General features: G+C 40.7%; 18 protein-coding genes. 17 read left to right on the top strand and 1 reads right to left on the bottom strand.

Going from position 1 to position 15,829, the window contains the following annotated elements:
• The first annotated feature begins 40 nt into the window (after positions 1–40).
• The 10 genes from ACTJKA_RS10995 to fni all read left to right on the top strand — a co-directional run bounded on the left by ACTJKA_RS10995 (position 41) and on the right by fni (position 9,844).
• Entirely contained in the window at positions 41–1,315 is a 1,275-nt protein-coding gene (locus tag ACTJKA_RS10995; RefSeq protein ID WP_007500982.1) for a Glu/Leu/Phe/Val family dehydrogenase, read from the top strand.
• Positions 1,316–1,439: 124 nt separating this feature from the next.
• A complete protein-coding gene (locus ACTJKA_RS10990) occupies positions 1,440–2,411 on the top strand; it encodes a YpdA family putative bacillithiol disulfide reductase (RefSeq protein ID WP_035702895.1) in 972 nt (323 codons plus the stop codon).
• A gap of 155 nt (positions 2,412–2,566) precedes the next feature.
• Complete coding sequence (prsW, locus tag ACTJKA_RS10985; protein ID WP_008344507.1) at positions 2,567–3,223, top strand: glutamic-type intramembrane protease PrsW; 657 nt, start codon at positions 2,567–2,569, stop codon at positions 3,221–3,223.
• A 132-nt stretch (positions 3,224–3,355) separates the two neighbouring features.
• Entirely contained in the window at positions 3,356–4,276 is a 921-nt protein-coding gene (gene sleB / locus ACTJKA_RS10980; protein WP_045034327.1) for a spore cortex-lytic enzyme, read from the top strand.
• A gap of 16 nt (positions 4,277–4,292) precedes the next feature.
• Positions 4,293–5,642 (top strand): germination protein YpeB, encoded by a 1,350-nt coding sequence (gene ypeB, locus ACTJKA_RS10975; protein WP_072368264.1) that lies wholly within the window; start codon positions 4,293–4,295, stop codon positions 5,640–5,642.
• Positions 5,643–5,744: 102 nt separating this feature from the next.
• On the top strand, positions 5,745–6,392 hold the full coding sequence (locus tag ACTJKA_RS10970; RefSeq protein ID WP_440607762.1) for a flagellar brake protein: 648 nt from the start codon (positions 5,745–5,747) through the stop codon (positions 6,390–6,392).
• Between the two features lie 63 nt (positions 6,393–6,455).
• A complete protein-coding gene (locus ACTJKA_RS10965) occupies positions 6,456–6,638 on the top strand; it encodes a YpfB family protein (RefSeq protein ID WP_008344514.1) in 183 nt (60 codons plus the stop codon).
• A gap of 71 nt (positions 6,639–6,709) precedes the next feature.
• The gene (gene cmk / locus ACTJKA_RS10960; RefSeq protein WP_035702901.1) at positions 6,710–7,387 is read left to right on the top strand and encodes a (d)CMP kinase; all 678 of its coding nucleotides are present in this window, start codon (positions 6,710–6,712) and stop codon (positions 7,385–7,387) included.
• Positions 7,388–7,610: 223 nt separating this feature from the next.
• Positions 7,611–8,762 (top strand): 30S ribosomal protein S1, encoded by a 1,152-nt coding sequence (rpsA, locus tag ACTJKA_RS10955; RefSeq protein WP_008344519.1) that lies wholly within the window; start codon positions 7,611–7,613, stop codon positions 8,760–8,762.
• 14 nt (positions 8,763–8,776) lie between these two features.
• Complete coding sequence (gene fni, locus ACTJKA_RS10950) at positions 8,777–9,844, top strand: type 2 isopentenyl-diphosphate Delta-isomerase (RefSeq protein WP_250026356.1); 1,068 nt, start codon at positions 8,777–8,779, stop codon at positions 9,842–9,844.
• Positions 9,845–10,018: 174 nt separating this feature from the next.
• Here the strand turns inward: fni and ACTJKA_RS10945 are convergent, their stop codons facing one another.
• Entirely contained in the window at positions 10,019–10,150 is a 132-nt protein-coding gene (locus tag ACTJKA_RS10945; RefSeq protein WP_008344525.1) for a YpzI family protein, read from the bottom strand.
• 118 nt (positions 10,151–10,268) lie between these two features.
• Here ACTJKA_RS10945 and ACTJKA_RS10940 point away from each other — a divergent pair, with 118 nt between their 5' ends.
• The 7 genes from ACTJKA_RS10940 (at position 10,269) to ACTJKA_RS10910 (ending at position 15,689) form a co-directional block, all read left to right on the top strand.
• The gene (locus ACTJKA_RS10940) at positions 10,269–10,871 is read left to right on the top strand and encodes a YphA family membrane protein (protein ID WP_435051516.1); all 603 of its coding nucleotides are present in this window, start codon (positions 10,269–10,271) and stop codon (positions 10,869–10,871) included.
• Positions 10,868–11,752, top strand: a complete 885-nt coding sequence (locus ACTJKA_RS10935; protein WP_440607761.1) for a YIEGIA family protein — start codon at positions 10,868–10,870, stop codon at positions 11,750–11,752. The genes ACTJKA_RS10940 and ACTJKA_RS10935 overlap by 4 nt, the downstream gene beginning before the upstream one ends.
• Before the next feature lie 6 nt (positions 11,753–11,758).
• On the top strand, positions 11,759–11,953 hold the full coding sequence (locus tag ACTJKA_RS10930) for a capping complex subunit for YIEGIA (protein WP_008344527.1): 195 nt from the start codon (positions 11,759–11,761) through the stop codon (positions 11,951–11,953).
• Between the two features lie 159 nt (positions 11,954–12,112).
• On the top strand, positions 12,113–13,423 hold the full coding sequence (gene der / locus ACTJKA_RS10925) for a ribosome biogenesis GTPase Der (RefSeq protein ID WP_008344528.1): 1,311 nt from the start codon (positions 12,113–12,115) through the stop codon (positions 13,421–13,423).
• 14 nt (positions 13,424–13,437) lie between these two features.
• Entirely contained in the window at positions 13,438–14,475 is a 1,038-nt protein-coding gene (locus ACTJKA_RS10920; RefSeq protein ID WP_202734373.1) for an NAD(P)H-dependent glycerol-3-phosphate dehydrogenase, read from the top strand.
• A 266-nt stretch (positions 14,476–14,741) separates the two neighbouring features.
• On the top strand, positions 14,742–14,945 hold the full coding sequence (locus ACTJKA_RS10915) for a DUF2768 domain-containing protein (RefSeq protein ID WP_017367508.1): 204 nt from the start codon (positions 14,742–14,744) through the stop codon (positions 14,943–14,945).
• 18 nt (positions 14,946–14,963) lie between these two features.
• Positions 14,964–15,689: a hypothetical protein gene (locus ACTJKA_RS10910; RefSeq protein WP_007500961.1), complete on the top strand. Its 726-nt coding sequence runs from the start codon at positions 14,964–14,966 to the stop codon at positions 15,687–15,689.
• Positions 15,690–15,829: the final 140 nt, after the last annotated feature.

The raw sequence follows: 15,829 nt of genomic DNA, 5'->3' as shown, positions 1-15,829 counted from the left end.
GAGCAGTAGATCATGAAAGATTTCTAGGGGGTTTATTTTAATGGCAGCCGATCAAAACGCCGCTCATAACGCAGAAGATAAGCTAGATGTTTTAAAGTCAACTCAAACCGTCATACATAAAGCGCTTGATAAATTGGGCTATCCGCAAGAAGTGTATGAATTGCTGAAGGAGCCAATTCGCCTATTAACGGTCAAAATTCCAGTACGTATGGATGATGGATCGGTGAAAATTTTCACTGGTTATCGTGCGCAGCATAATGATGCTGTCGGTCCAACAAAAGGCGGAATTCGATTCCACCCGAACGTTACTGAAAAAGAAGTAAAAGCGCTTTCAATTTGGATGAGTTTAAAATGTGGTATTGTGGATCTTCCTTATGGCGGAGGAAAAGGCGGTATTATCTGTGATCCAAGAGAAATGTCATTTAGGGAGCTTGAAAAACTAAGCCGCGGCTATGTTCGCGCAATTAGCCAAATCGTTGGACCAACAAAAGATGTTCCAGCACCAGATGTGTTTACAAACTCTCAAATCATGGCATGGATGATGGATGAGTATTCTAGAATTGATGAATTTAACTCGCCAGGATTTATTACAGGAAAACCAATTGTTCTTGGAGGCTCACATGGACGTGATACTGCAACGGCAAAAGGTGTAACGATCTGTATCAAAGAAGCGGCGAAGAAAAAAGGAATTGACATCAATGGGGCTCGTGTTGTCGTTCAGGGATTCGGAAATGCAGGAAGTTACTTGGCTAAATTTATGTATGATGCCGGAGCGAAAATCGTAGGAATTTCAGATGCTTACGGCGGTTTGTATGATGAAGATGGTCTCGATATTGACTACTTGCTTGACCGACGTGACAGCTTTGGAACCGTCACTAAATTATTTAATGATACAATTACAAACCAAGAGCTGCTTGAGCTAGATTGTGATATCTTAGTACCTGCAGCCATTGAAAATCAAATTACAGAAGATAATGCGGCGAACATTAAAGCCAAAATTGTCGTAGAAGCAGCAAATGGACCAACGACATTGGAAGGGACAAAAATTCTTTCAGATCGTGGTGTACTGCTTGTTCCGGACGTACTTGCAAGTGCGGGTGGAGTGACTGTTTCTTACTTTGAATGGGTTCAGAATAACCAAGGGTTCTACTGGACAGAAGAAGAAGTAGAAACTCGTTTAGAAGATATGATGGTGAAATCATTTAATAATATTTATGAAATGGCGCAAAACCGCCGTATTGATATGCGACTAGCAGCATATATGGTCGGTGTACGTAAAATGGCTGAAGCTTCTCGATTCAGAGGCTGGATTTAAGCGACTTATTTGCATCGCGCCTTAAAATCTCCTATCCTTAAATAGGAGATTTTTTTATGGAATCATGCAAAGAATCAAACAGCCCAGCAATTGTTATTGCAGTGAAACGACAGGAGTGGAACAAATGAAACAAGAAAAAGCGATCATAATAGGAGGAGGCCCGTGCGGTCTATCAGCTGCCATTGCATTCAAGCAAATTGGGATTGATGCACTTGTGATTGAAAAGGGCAATGTGGTCAACAGTATTTATCATTACCCTACACACCAAACCTTCTTCAGTACAAGTGAAAAGCTTGAGATCGGTGACGTCGCTTTTATCACTGAAAATCGGAAACCCGTTCGTATTCAGGCGCTTTCCTATTACCGAGAGGTGGTCAGACGAAAAAGCCTTCGTGTGAATGCTTTTGAAAAGGTAAACGCTGTGACGAAAAAAGATGGCCGTTTTACGGTAAATACATCAAAAGACGTCTATACATGTGACTATGTTGTGATTGCGACTGGGTACTATGATCATCCTAACTATATGAATGTAAAAGGGGAAGACCTTCCTCATGTGTATCATTATTTTAAAGAAGGACACCCCTACTTTGATAAAGATGTGACGGTGATCGGCGGGAAGAACTCTAGTGTTGATGCTGCCCTGGAACTTGTGAAATGCGGAAGCAGGGTGACGGTTTTATATAGAGGAACTGAATATTCATCCAGCATCAAACCTTGGATTTTACCAGAGTTTGAAGCGCTTGTTCGAAATGGCACCATTCGAATGGAGTTCGGTGCAGAGGTGAAAGAAATAACAGAACAGGATATTGTCTTTACAAACCAGCAGGGCCAAACGGATCGAGTGAAAAGTGATTATGTGTTTGCGATGACAGGTTATCATCCTGATCATTCATTTTTAGAAAAAATGGGTGTAACAATCGATCCAGAATCAGGCCGCCCAGCATTTGATGAACAAACAATGGAAACAAATGTAGAAGGTATTTTTATTGCAGGGGTCATTGCAGCTGGTAACAACGCCAACGAAATTTTCATTGAAAATGGAAGATTTCATGGCGGGTTAATTGCAGAAGAAATCAACAAAAGAATCAACGGGTAAAAAAAGAACTGGGTCCTTCTAAGGGATTCAGTTCTTTTTTATGTAAATTGGGATTATATAGAAGATTATTTTTGGGAAAATGGGCTCGAGTCATATAAAAAAGGGGTGATTCGTGGTACGATAATAAAGGATAATGTAGGGAAAGAGGTCTGATTATGATCGCAATCATTTCAGCAGGTTTAGCTCCCGGCATCGCACTTTTAAGTTATTTTTATTTGAAAGATCAATACGACAATGAGCCGGTTCATATGGTCATCAGATCTTTTATGCTAGGTGTCATACTTGTGTTTCCAACCATGTTTATTCAGTATGTCCTCCAAGAGGAAAATATCGCTACGAATCCTATCGTGATTTCATTTGTGACATCGGGTTTTTTAGAAGAATCATTAAAGTGGTTTATTTTAATGGTCAGTGTCTATGCGCACGTACAGTTTGATGAACACTATGACGGGATTGTCTATGGAACAAGTGTCTCGCTTGGATTTGCGACACTTGAAAATATTCTGTACTTAGTGGGTCATGGGGTAGAGTACGCGTTTACACGTGCCTTGCTGCCTGTATCAAGCCACGCTTTATTTGGTGTGGTGATGGGATTTTATATAGGTAAAGCTCGCTTCTCTGATAAAAAAGAGCAGCGAAAATGGCTGATTCTCTCTTTAATACTTCCTATCCTTTTTCATGGCTTATATGATTTCATTCTTCTTGGCATGAAAAATTGGGGATATATTATGTTGCCGTTCATGATTTTTTTATGGTGGTTTGGTCTGCGGAAAGCCAAAAAAGCCCGTGCGGTGAAGATGGTACAAATTTAAATTGGAAAACGTCCTATACGTCTTTAGGGCGTTTTTTGTCTTTTCCATCCAATTCCCTCCTGTGATGAATGTATAAAAATAGGGATCGGAAGAAACATATATTCAAACATCAAAAGTACAGGAGGATCAAATATGGACAAAGCTCGTTTTATGAAACAAATCGTCCTTATCTTCTCAATTGTTCTGCTCGCGTCTTCATTGATGACAGCTGAAAAAAGTGAAGCTTTCACAAATCAAGTGATTCAGCGGGGAGCTACAGGAGAAGATGTCGTCGAGCTCCAGGCAAGGCTCCAATACAATGGTTTTTACAATGGAAAAATAGACGGGGTGTATGGCTGGGGAACTTACTGGGCCGTGCGCAATTTTCAAAGCCAGTTTGGTGTAAAGAAAGTCGATGGACTCGTAGGGGAAAAAACAAAAAGCCTATTAGTTCAAAAGACGAAATACTATAAAGAGTTTGTGCAACAGCAGTTGCAAAAAGGGAATCAGTTTACGCACTACGGCGGGAAACCTCTTGATCAGCAAACAAAGGCTCCTGCGCAAAGAAACACGCAAAAAAAGACAGCACAAGGTGCAAAAGAGAATCAAAAAAGTCAAAGCGGAGGAAACAGCTCGTCTGGGAAGTCTGGAAACCAGTCAGGAAATGGTCAAGCAAATCAAACGCCGAAACAAACAGCAGCCAACATGCCAGGTGGTTTTTCAAGCAATGACATTCAGCTTCTTTCACAAGCTGTGTATAGTGAAGCGAGAGGTGAACCTTATGAAGGACAGGTAGCGATAGCAGCCGTCATCTTAAACCGTTTAAACAACCCGACTTTTCCAAATACGATTGCTGGTGTCATTTTTGAACCGCTTGCGTTTACTGCTGTAGCAGATGGACAATTTTATATGGCGCCAAATGAAACCGCTAAAAAGGCAGTATTTGATGCCATTAATGGCTGGGACCCATCTGAAAGCGCCGTTTATTACTTTAATCCTGATACAGCGACAAGCCCATGGATTTGGGGAAGACCACAAATTAAACGAATCGGGAAACATATTTTCTGTGAATAAAAAGAGGTGTAAATAAATGATCAGAGGAATATTGATTGCTATTTTAGGAATTGCTGTCATCTCAACAGGATACTGGGGCTATAAAGAGCATCAAGAAAAAGATGCAGTACTGCTTCATGCAGAGAACAACTATCAAAGAGCCTTCCATGATTTAACGTATCAAGTCGATCAGCTGCACGATAAACTTGGCGCAACACTTGCGATGAATAGCCAAACATCTATATCTCCAGCACTGGCAGATGTATGGAGAATGTCATCAGAAGCGCATAACAATGTCAGTCAGCTTCCGCTCACATTGATGCCTTTTAACAAAACAGAAGAGTTTCTAGCGAATGTCGGTGACTTTAGCTATAAATCGTCACTTAAATCTTTATCAGATGAACCATTAAACAAAGATACACACAAAACCATTACCACTTTATATGATCAAGCGGCAGATATTCAAAACGAACTTAGACAAGTGCAGCATCTCGTACTCAACAAAAATTTAAAATGGATGGATGTTGAAATGGCACTGGCTGATGGAGATCGAAAAAACGACAATACCATCATTGACGGATTAAAAACCGTTGAGAGAAATGCTGATGCGTTTGCAGATGTTGATCTTGGCCCTACAAATGTGTCAACTGAATCAGAAACACAAGGCTACAATCACTTAAAAGGGCAAAAGATTTCAAAAAAAGAAGCGATCCGTATCGCCCAGCAATTTGCGCCTGACCATAACAAAGATTTTAAGGTGAGAAAAAGTGGGAGTAAAACGAACCGTGATGTCTACAGCCTATCAATGTCTGACCCAGACAATCGGGCAAACTTTTATTTAGACTTGACTGAAAAAGGCGGCCATCCTGTTTATCTTCTTCAGAACCGTGAAGTGAACAAACAAAAAATCAGTTTAAATGATGCCTCAGAAAAAGCACTAAGTTTCTTAAAGAAGCATGGATTCGATACTGAATCATTTCATTTAGATGAGAGTGCGCAATTTGATAATATCGGCGTATTTACCTATGTCCCTTTACAGAATAACGTATTGCTTTATCCAGATAGCATTCGAATGAAAGTCGCTTTAGATGATGGAGAGGTTGTGGGATTCTCAGCGAAAGACTATTTAATGAATCACAGAAAACGTGACATAAAAGCACCAAAGATTTCTCAAAAAGAAGCTGAAAAGACCTTAAATAAACATGTGAAGATTGAGGATACACATGTAGCTCTTGTTCAAAATGATATGTCAGAGGAAGTTCTCTGCTATGAGTTTTTAGGAACCATTAAAAACGACACATACCGAATGTTTATTAATGCAGATACTGGAAAAGAAGAAAGAGTAGATAAGCTAAAAAATGCAGAACCTATATATAAAGACCTATAGAAAAGGAAGCGAGGAAAAGGCGAATAAGCCTTTTCCTTTTGTTTTATACATGGTTTAATATAAGAGAGGATACGATTTCACAGATGAAAAGAGTGATGAGGAATGTTACAAATAGGGGATGCAATCACAATTGAGTATGTCAATGAGAACAAAGAAGTGAAAACTGCAAAATCAAAAGTTTTGGAAAATAATAACGATGATATTTGCATTAATTATCCAGCTGATAAAGAAACGGGGCGCACGATCTATTTAAATCAAGAAACAGAAATCACCGTCTTCTTTTTCGATGAAAATCAAATTCCATACAAATGTACAAGCAAAATCATTGGGAAAAGAAAAGAAGATATCCCGATGATTGTCGTTTCTATTCCGCCAAAAGAAGAAATGATTCGGCTTCAGCGAAGAGAATATCTTCGAGTGGATACGATGGTGAAAGCGTCCATTACGCAAAATGGTGAAGAAACCTTCGACACATTTATTGTCAATATGAGTGCTGGCGGTGTAGCAATTGCTGTTCCAGAAGGTGTCTCACTAAAAGAATATGGCGAGGTCGTCACAGAGTTTGAACTTTCACTGAAAGAACCAGTGAAAATTAAAGCGATTGCAGAAATGAATCGCGTTTATCAAGATGAACAGACCGGGAAAACAAGAGCGATCATGGAATTTACTGAAATCACAAACGACCACCAGCAGCACATCATGAAGTACTGCTTCCAGCAGCAGCTTCTAACACGTGTGAAAAAAGTATAAGAATAAAGGTTGTCAAAAGCTTCCATACTAGAGAGAAAGAATCTAGCGTTGGAGGCTTTTTGTATGAAAACAATGGAAAGATGGCTATTCAAAGCAGTGCTCATTCAGCTCATTCTGCTTTTGGCGGTTCAGGTCACCCTTCACTTGACGAAAGGAGAACTATTTTTGTCAAAAGTCGTACAATACGAGGGTGTAAATAACATGAGCATTGAAGATTGGATTGAGACATTTAAGCAAAAGGATTGATAGAAAATTCCCCCGTTTGAGCGGTGATCGTGTTACAATTCATAAGGGAGATTCAATCAAGGAGAGGTATTATGAAAAAGAAATTATCTATCGCAATTGACGGTCCTGCTGCAGCAGGAAAAAGCACTGTGGCAAAAATTGTCGCAGCGAAAAAATCATATATTTATATCGATACAGGTGCGATGTACCGCGCAATTACACTTGCGGCACTCAATCAAGGCGTAGACCTTGAAGACGAACAGGCACTTGATGCGTTATTGAAAAACACAGTCATTGAACTTGTGTCAACTGACGAAGGTCAAAAAGTACATCTAGACACGATTGATGTCACAGAAGACATCAGAACAGACCGTGTGAGCAATCAAGTCTCTGTTGTTGCAAAGCATCGAGCTGTTAGGGAAGAAATGGTCCGCAGGCAGCAAGAGCTGGGGAACCGAGGCGGTGTCGTCATGGATGGAAGAGACATCGGCACGCATGTTCTTCCAGATGCAGAAGTGAAAATTTTCTTGCTTGCGTCAGTAGAGGAAAGAGCAAAACGCCGTTTTGAAGAAAATCAGAAAAAAGGCTACGATGTCAATTACGATCAACTGATCGAAGAAATTGCAAGACGTGACAAGCTTGATTCTGAGCGGGAGGTATCACCGCTGAAGAAAGCAGATGATGCCATTGAAATTGACACGACTGCCCTTTCTATTCAAGAGGTTGCAGGTAAAATTTTAGATGCAGCAGAGCGTGTAGAAAAACAGTAAGAAATTTTAGAAAACTTTTATAAGTTAGAGGTTTATCTCTTGACAAACAAGGTCTTTTATTAGAAGTTTATACTAATACTATTTTTATTGATCATTCAAGCAATTCTGTTGATTTGAATGTTTCTATAATACATATTCGGCTGGCAATCATCATGCTAAGGACACATATTCACCCAGTCGTTTTAACTAAGCTGTGTAGGTTTGGACCAAGGAGGTTATCGAAATGACAGAGGAAATGAATCAAATCGATGTTCAGGTACCAGAGGTTGGAGATGTAGTGAAAGGGATTGTTTCTAAAGTTGAGGACAAGCATGTCAATGTAGATATCGTCAATGTGAAACAACCTGGGATCATCCCAATCAGTGAATTATCAAGTCTTCACGTTGAAAAAGCATCAGATGTCGTGAAAGATGGCGACGAGTTAGAGCTTAAAGTAACAAAGGTCGAAGACGATGCTTTGATTTTATCGAAACGTGCTGTTGATGCAGACCGCGCTTGGGAAGACCTAGAGAAAAAGTTTGAAACAAAAGAAGTATTTGAAGCAGAAGTAAAAGACGTTGTCAAAGGTGGTCTAGTGGTCGACATTGGTGTTCGCGGATTTATTCCTGCGTCTCTTGTTGAGGCACACTATGTAGAAGACTTCACTGACTACAAAGGAAAAACACTCTCGCTTGTTGTGGTAGAGCTTGACCGCGAAAAAAACCGCGTGATTCTATCGCATCGTGCAGTCGTTGAGCAAGAACAATTAGACAAGAAGCAAGACTTCCTGCAAAAGCTTGCAGTAGGCAGTGTGATTGATGGAAAAGTGCAGCGCCTGACTGACTTTGGTGCATTTGTTGACATTGGCGGCATTGATGGATTAGTTCACATTTCTCAACTATCCCATGCGCATGTCGAAAAGCCATCTGACGTTGTTGAAGAAGGACAGGAAGTAAAAGTCAAAGTTCTTGCTGTTGACCGCGATAACGAACGTATCTCACTATCTATTAAAGAAACATTACCAGGACCTTGGAGCCAAATTGGTGAAAAGGTAAAACAAGGTGATGTTCTTGAAGGAACCGTTCAACGTCTTGTGAGCTTTGGTGCATTTGTTGAAATTCTGCCAGGTGTAGAAGGACTTGTGCATATTTCCCAAATTTCACACAAACATATTGGTACTCCTCAAGAAGTCCTTGAAGAAGGGCAGACTGTGAAAGTGAAAGTGCTTGATGTCAATGAAGATGAAGAGCGCATTTCACTTAGCATTCGTGAATTAGAAGAGAATCCTGAAAAACAAATTGAAGAGGATTACCGTCAATATCAGGCGAAAGAAGAAAATACAAGCGGATTCCAGCTTGGTGACCTGATTGGTGATAAACTCAATAAACTAAAATAATTTGGTGATCAAAATTGACGCGAGCAGAAAGAAAGAAACAGCATATTGAGCATGCTTTGTCGACTGGCCAGCATGCAGCAACAGGTTTACAAGATGTTTCCTTCGTTCACGCCAGTTTACCAGATCTTGCGACATCACAAATTGATACACATACGACAATTGGCGGACTGACTTTCGGTTCGCCAATTTTTATCAATGCAATGACTGGTGGAGGCGGAGAATCGACCTATGAGATTAATCGCTCTTTATCTATCGCAGCGAAGGAAACCAATATTCCAGTAGCAGTCGGATCACAAATGGCTGCACTGAAAGATGCAGACGAACGTCGTACGTATGAAGTGGTTCGAAAGGTGAATCCGGATGGACTCGTTTTTGCCAATTTAGGCAGTGAGGCGACAATTCAGCAAGCACGGGATGCCGTTGACATGCTGGAAGCAAACATGCTTCAAATTCACTTAAACGTGATTCAAGAGATCGTCATGCCTGAAGGAGATCGTGATTTCAGAGGTGCTGTTGAGCGGATCGCAGCCATCACTGAATCAATTGAGGTACCTGTTGTCGTCAAAGAAGTTGGATTTGGGATGAGTAAGGAAACAGCAAAGAAATTATTTGATGCTGGAGTTGCTGCTGTTGATGTAGGTGGATTTGGGGGAACGAATTTTTCTAAAATCGAGAACCTGCGCCGTCAAAAAGCACTTCGCTATTTTGACCAGTGGGGAATTCCAACTGCAGCGAGTCTGGCTGAAGTACATACAGCCTTTCCAGATCAAACCGTCCTAGCTTCTGGAGGCATTCAAGATGCACTTGATGTGACAAAATCAATTGCTCTTGGTGCGTCTGCCGTTGGATTAGCCGGCTTTTTCTTAAAATCCCTGACGAGTGGAGGAGAAAAGGGCCTCATCTCTGATATCATTGATCTACAAGATGATGTGAAGATGTTGATGACAGTACTTGGCATGAAAACAATTGAGGAGCTAAGGCAAGCTCCGATTGTGCTTACAGGGGAAACAAGTCATTGGCTGAAAGAAAGAGACGTGGACACTACGTACTATAGTTTAAGAAATAAGAAGACAAAGGACTAAATGAAATGTAGCCCTTTGTCTTCTTTTCAGCGTGAAAGAAAACTTTTTTGTCTATGAAAGACAGCTACTTTTTGCGGAGCGAATTTGACATTCGTGAGCACCAATGCGCAGGACTGACACTGAATGCGAGGGTTTGTCTGCACGCTGAGACATGTGGTAATCACATGTCTTTTTTTATTGATTTCTTTTGCGAGCGTCTTCCGGGCCTTCTAAAGTTGTTGCCCCTTTGTGATGAATGGATTGATCGCGATCAGATTCAACTCTTCTTGACGCCTTTAGGCGTTTTTCCTGTCTATCCTTACCCATCATACATCCCTCCTCAACTATTAGGGTGTCACCTCTTGTTTATTTCATGCAAATCCCGCACCTTCTCATACGTTTAAAAACTGGAGATTTTCCCATAATGTAATTGAGGTGATGAGGGTTGGAGGCATTGTACTATTATTGGTCAATATGGTTCGTTTGGATTATGGTGACATTTATCATGGAGAAAAGCACGTGGCGCAATGTGCTGGGCGTATGTGTTCTCATTCATATTATATGCAGTCATGTCATGGTTTCTATTTTAGACATTAAGATCAATGCAGGATTTTTGATGACCTTTTTATATGCTTGCATGTCATTCGTGATCTTTCGGCCTGCTCATCGAATCATGCGAATCATGCAATTAGGTTCCATGGTCAGTGCGTATGCCTTTTTTATGATTTTTGCATTATATGATCCAGTTTGGTTCACGATAATAAAGGTGGACTGGGTTGTATTTGCCTTGCTGATCTTGATGTGTTTAACATATGGGCATCGGTTAACAGAACGGATCACTTTATGGATGATGGCTATATGTCTGGGGGAAGCCCTTTATGCGCTTACGATTCATCGCCTCACATCTTCCATTGTCATAGGAGATCTCTCGTTTCTTTCCATGGCTGTTCAAGGAGCTGTCTTTCTATTAGGTGTAGGTCAGCTTGAAAAACTCTTGAACACCCGTTCATCTAGAAAACCAGTAAAAGGGGCTGCAAAATCAACATGACGGATTACACGTTTCCTGTGATTATTGGTGTCATCTTTGGGATGGCGGCTAGGGTTTATATGTTAAGAACTGATTATCGGCAATATCCCACATATATTCATGGACAAGTGATTCACATTGCGCTAGGTTTTATCGCATCAGGGCTTGGTGCTATTATTATGCCTGCGCTGATCCAGGAAGAATTCACTGCCATTACCTTTCTGACGCTTGCAGCCACGCAATTTCGTGATGTGCGTAATATGGAAAGAAATACATTGACCCAAATGGATTCGTATGAGCTTGTCTCACGAGGCAGTACATATATCGAAGGCATTGCGATCGCCTTTGAAAGTCGAAATTATATTGCCATTCTTACTGCCCTTATTACAACGACCGCCTGTATTTTCTTTTCGCTCGTCGTTGGGACCGTGGTCGGTATTCTTTGTTTTTTCATGGCAAAACTATTAATGTCAGGGAGCCAATTAAAGGATATCGTGAATATTCAAAAAGGGGAACTTCGCTTTGACGGCGCAGGACTTTACGTAAATGATATTTACATTATGAATATCGGGCTGCCTGAAAAGCAAAAATTGATTTTAGAGCATGGAATGGGGTTCATCTTGACTCCAAAGAATTTTAACTCGGCCACAACCATCGCAAACCTTGGGCAGCGACAAGCCATCTTATTTGATTTATCCAACGTGCTTGGTGTATACCGAGATTCTGGTGAACCATCGCTTTGTCCGCTCGCAAAACGTGATCTGAATAACGGCACACTTGGCGTATTCATTTTACCGCAATGGCAGCGTGAAGATTTGGCTGTCCGTGTATTAGAAGAGGTGCCTATTTTAGAAAATGCCATTAGAATGCCGACAGATTTCATTAAAAAGAAAGTGAGGTAATAGGGCATGGCGAACACCATTGAACAATTTATATTGGCTGTGGCGACAACAAATAAAGAGCGGGTCATTGGCGGAACAGCCGTTTTTTTCTGTGAAAATAAAGAAGAGCTCGACATGTATGCCATGAATTTAGAGGCCATTTTAGATGGAATTGCACACGGCATTGGAGAAGATCTTTATTTGATTGTCAAACATTTTTAAGTTATTCATTGTGGTCTGATTAAAAATTGATATAATATATAAGTTGAACCCTTCATGTTTGAAGGGTTTATTTCATAAAACTGAATGAAAATTATAAATCCCGGTTGAAACATGATGATGAACATATTGAATCGCGGCTGGATTGAAAGGAAGGGTACTATGGGTAAACCTGTCGTAGCCATTGTTGGAAGGCCCAACGTTGGAAAATCTACAATTTTTAATCGAATCGCAGGCGAAAGAATATCGATTGTAGAAGACACACCTGGTGTAACAAGAGATCGAATCTATAGCTCTGCTGAATGGTTAAATTATGACTTTAATTTAATAGATACTGGTGGAATTGATATTGGAGATGAGCCGTTTTTGGCGCAAATTCGCCATCAGGCTGAAATCGCAATGGATGAAGCGGATGTTATTATCTTTATGGTCAATGGAAGAGATGGCGTCACATCTGCGGATGAAGAAGTCGCAAAAATTTTATATCGCACGAAAAAACCTGTCGTACTTGCTGTCAATAAATTGGACAACCCTGAAATGAGAAGCGACGTGTATGACTTTTATGCACTTGGATTTGGTGAACCGTATCCGATTTCTGGAACGCACGGACTCGGTCTAGGTGATCTGCTTGATGCTGTCGCAGAGCATTTCAAAAACTTACCAGATACACAGTATGATGAAGAAGTGGTACAGTTCTGCTTAATCGGCCGCCCAAATGTAGGGAAATCCTCTTTGGTGAATGCGATGCTCGGTGAAGAACGTGTCATTGTCAGCAACATCGCTGGTACAACAAGAGATGCTGTAGATACAATGTTTACGTACAACCAACGTGACTTTGTCATTGTCGACACAGCAGGTATGAGAAAAAAAGGGAAAGTATATGAAACAACAGAGAAATACAGTGTACTCCGTGCGTTGAAAGCCATTGATCGATCGGATGTTGTCGCTGTTGTTCTTGATGGTGAAGAAGGCATTATTGAACAGGATAAACGTATTGCCGGCTACGCACACGAAGCGGGTAAAGCCGTTGTGATCATTGTGAACAAGTGGGATGCTGTTGAAAAAGACGAGCGTACAATGAAGGAATTTGAGCAAAACATTCGTGAGCATTTTCAATTCCTTGATTATGCACCTGTCTTATTCATGTCTGCTCTTACGAAAAAGAGAATTCACACGTTAATGCCAACAATTATTACCGCTAGTGAAAATCATGCGATGCGCGTTCAAACGAACATTCTAAACGATATTATCATGGATGCTGTAGCGATGAACCCAACGCCGACCCATAACGGACAGCGTCTGAAAATTTACTATGCAACACAAGTGGCGATCAAACCGCCGTCCTTTGTTGTGTTTGTAAATGATCCAGAACTTATGCACTTTTCTTATGAGCGTTTCCTAGAAAACCGAATTCGAGATGCATTTGGTTTTGAAGGAACACCAATTAAAATATTTGCGAGAGCGAGAAAATAAAAAGGGTGAGCAGGATGAAGAAAATTTCAGTACTTGGAGCAGGGAGCTGGGGAACAGCTCTTGCGCTTGTATTAGCTGATAATCATCATGATGTACACATGTGGGGACATAGACAAGAATTAATTGATCAAATCAATGAGAAACATGAAAATCATGATTACTTGCCTAATGTTGCATTGCCAGCGTCTATTCAAGCGACAACAGATATGAAACAGGCACTAGAAGGGACAGATGCGATTATTGTCGCTGTGCCAACAAAGGCCATTCGAGAAGTATTGAAACAGGCAAATGAGTTCATTACGTCAAAGGTGCCATTTGTTCATGTCAGTAAAGGAATTGAACCAGATACACTTCTTAGAATTTCTCAAATGATTGAACAAGAAGTCCCGGAAGCGAAAAGAGAAGCAGTTGTTGTCCTGTCAGGACCAAGCCATGCTGAAGAAGTTGGCTTGCGTCATCCGACAACTGTTACTGTCTCGTCAGAACATATTGAAGCAGCTCAATTTGTTCAAGATTTGTTCATGAACAATCATTTTAGAGTGTACACCAACCCTGATGTGATTGGGGTGGAAATTGGCGGGGCGCTGAAAAACATCATCGCTCTTGCGGCAGGGATCACAGACGGACTCGGATATGGCGATAATGCGAAAGCAGCGCTCATCACAAGGGGTCTTGCTGAAATCGCCCGCCTCGGCACAAAAATGGGAGGAAACCCTCTTACGTTTGCCGGATTAACAGGTGTTGGAGATTTGATTGTCACCTGTACAAGTGTTCATTCACGTAACTGGCGCTGCGGGAATTTACTTGGTAAAGGATATAAACTTGAAGAAGTACTTGAAAAAATGGGCATGGTGGTAGAAGGCGTCCGCACAACAAAAGGCGCATATCAGCTTGCTAAAGAATATAAGGTCAGCATGCCGATTACAGAAGCGCTTTACCACGTCCTATTTGAAGGGAAAAAGGTAGACGATGCTGTAGAGTCATTGATGGCACGTGTCAAAACACATGAAATGGAAGATCTTGTGAACATGTTTGAAAACCAAACAAAGTAATTGGAAGACTGAACTTAGGCGTGTAGAGGATGCAAGAAGGGGAAGACTTGCATAACATAACAATGAAGTTTGAATAGAGCTTTGCCTCTACAGAATGAGGAAAAATAGTCGACCTACTGACTGAAGCAGAGTCCCCCTCTTTGCTTCAGTTTTTTTATGCACTTTTTTCTGAATGATTGGAAAAACGATTGATATTTTAGTTAATTTTGGTTTAGAATGAAATATAAACGCTTACAATTCGTTTGTGTTAAAGGGGGACAGGCACGATGAGTTTTGCTTTAATCAAGATGTGGTTTGCGCTTGGTTCAATGGGGCTCATGTTTTTAGCCGTTGTAACCATTTATTTGAGTAGATTTAAGCTGAAGAGCCGCTTTCTGAAAATAACAGCCTCAACGGTCGCGTACAGCTTAATGCTCATATCAGGTGTCATTGTGTTTTTAGTTGTATTTAGCGGGCCGGTCAATGAATAAAGAAAAAGGAAGAATGTGATGATCAAAGCAAAAATCAGTGTCATGCTGTTAACACTTATTTTACTTACGGGGTGCCTCTATCCAGAGAATCGCAAAGCTGAAAACCGCGTGCCATATAAAGAGCAGCTGCAAAGTGTGCAGACAGCGATTGAAGACTTTCAAAAAGCGACAAATGGCCTTTTGCCCATTGAAACAAAAGAAGGCGACACACCGATTTATCAGAAGTATGTCATTGACTTTAAGCGTCTGTCACCAAGATATTTACACGATGTACCGTCGACATCTTTTGAAGGCGGGGGCGAATATATCTATGTCCTCACAGACGTCGAACAAAATCCAACGGTGAAACTGCTTGATGTCAAAATGACACAAACGATCAGTGAATTACGTCTGAGGATCAAAATATATCAAGATGAACATACATATCCGCCATATGGCAAAGTAGTATCCAAAGATTTATATACGTTAAATGAAAAAAAACTAGGGTTAAAAGCACCGCCTACAGTGACGAGCCCTGTCACGGGTGAATCACTTCCATTACTGATTTCCTCAAATGGCGAAATCTATGTTGACTATCGCAGTGATTTTGCCCAGATTTTGAAAAATACAAAACAAAAGCTGAAACCAGGTGAAAATATTCAAGATGTCTATTGGCAGGAAACCCCGTTTGTACCAGCGTTTTCTGTTCCATATACGATCAACAAAAAAGGTGAGCCGGCTTTTTTAGAAAAAAAGACGTCATAAACAAGAATGAACCTTTCTCCTCTGCATATAAATGAGGAGAAAGGTTTTTTTATGGCTAAACATACTCTCAAAACAAAAAAGGTGTCATATTCAAATAGGACAACGTCATACACATATATTGTCCTGACACCTTTCAAGCA

This window comes from Bacillus sp. 22190, assembly GCF_052045575.1.
Classification (GTDB): Bacteria; Bacillota; Bacilli; order Bacillales; family Bacillaceae; genus Bacillus; species Bacillus altitudinis.
This window is presented reverse-complemented; position numbering and strand designations above follow the sequence as displayed.

Bases quoted from the DNA above. Each gene is read 5' to 3' on its own strand.
- ACTJKA_RS10970 (WP_440607762.1), top strand. From the start codon at position 5,745: ATGTTACAAATAGGGGATGCAATCACAATTGAGTATGTCAATGAGAAC.
- prsW (WP_008344507.1), top strand. From the start codon at position 2,567: ATGATCGCAATCATTTCAGCAGGTTTAGCTCCCGGCATCGCACTTTTA.
- ACTJKA_RS10910 (WP_007500961.1), top strand. From the start codon at position 14,964: ATGATCAAAGCAAAAATCAGTGTCATGCTGTTAACACTTATTTTACTT.
- ACTJKA_RS10915 (WP_017367508.1), top strand. From the start codon at position 14,742: ATGAGTTTTGCTTTAATCAAGATGTGGTTTGCGCTTGGTTCAATGGGG.
- cmk (WP_035702901.1), top strand. From the start codon at position 6,710: ATGAAAAAGAAATTATCTATCGCAATTGACGGTCCTGCTGCAGCAGGA.
- ACTJKA_RS10935 (WP_440607761.1), top strand. From the start codon at position 10,868: ATGACGGATTACACGTTTCCTGTGATTATTGGTGTCATCTTTGGGATG.
- ACTJKA_RS10920 (WP_202734373.1), top strand. From the start codon at position 13,438: ATGAAGAAAATTTCAGTACTTGGAGCAGGGAGCTGGGGAACAGCTCTT.
- sleB (WP_045034327.1), top strand. From the start codon at position 3,356: ATGGACAAAGCTCGTTTTATGAAACAAATCGTCCTTATCTTCTCAATT.
- ypeB (WP_072368264.1), top strand. From the start codon at position 4,293: ATGATCAGAGGAATATTGATTGCTATTTTAGGAATTGCTGTCATCTCA.
- rpsA (WP_008344519.1), top strand. From the start codon at position 7,611: ATGACAGAGGAAATGAATCAAATCGATGTTCAGGTACCAGAGGTTGGA.
- der (WP_008344528.1), top strand. From the start codon at position 12,113: ATGGGTAAACCTGTCGTAGCCATTGTTGGAAGGCCCAACGTTGGAAAA.
- ACTJKA_RS10965 (WP_008344514.1), top strand. From the start codon at position 6,456: ATGAAAACAATGGAAAGATGGCTATTCAAAGCAGTGCTCATTCAGCTC.
- ACTJKA_RS10945 (WP_008344525.1), bottom strand. From the start codon at position 10,150: ATGGGTAAGGATAGACAGGAAAAACGCCTAAAGGCGTCAAGAAGAGTT.
- ACTJKA_RS10995 (WP_007500982.1), top strand. From the start codon at position 41: ATGGCAGCCGATCAAAACGCCGCTCATAACGCAGAAGATAAGCTAGAT.
- ACTJKA_RS10990 (WP_035702895.1), top strand. From the start codon at position 1,440: ATGAAACAAGAAAAAGCGATCATAATAGGAGGAGGCCCGTGCGGTCTA.
- ACTJKA_RS10930 (WP_008344527.1), top strand. From the start codon at position 11,759: ATGGCGAACACCATTGAACAATTTATATTGGCTGTGGCGACAACAAAT.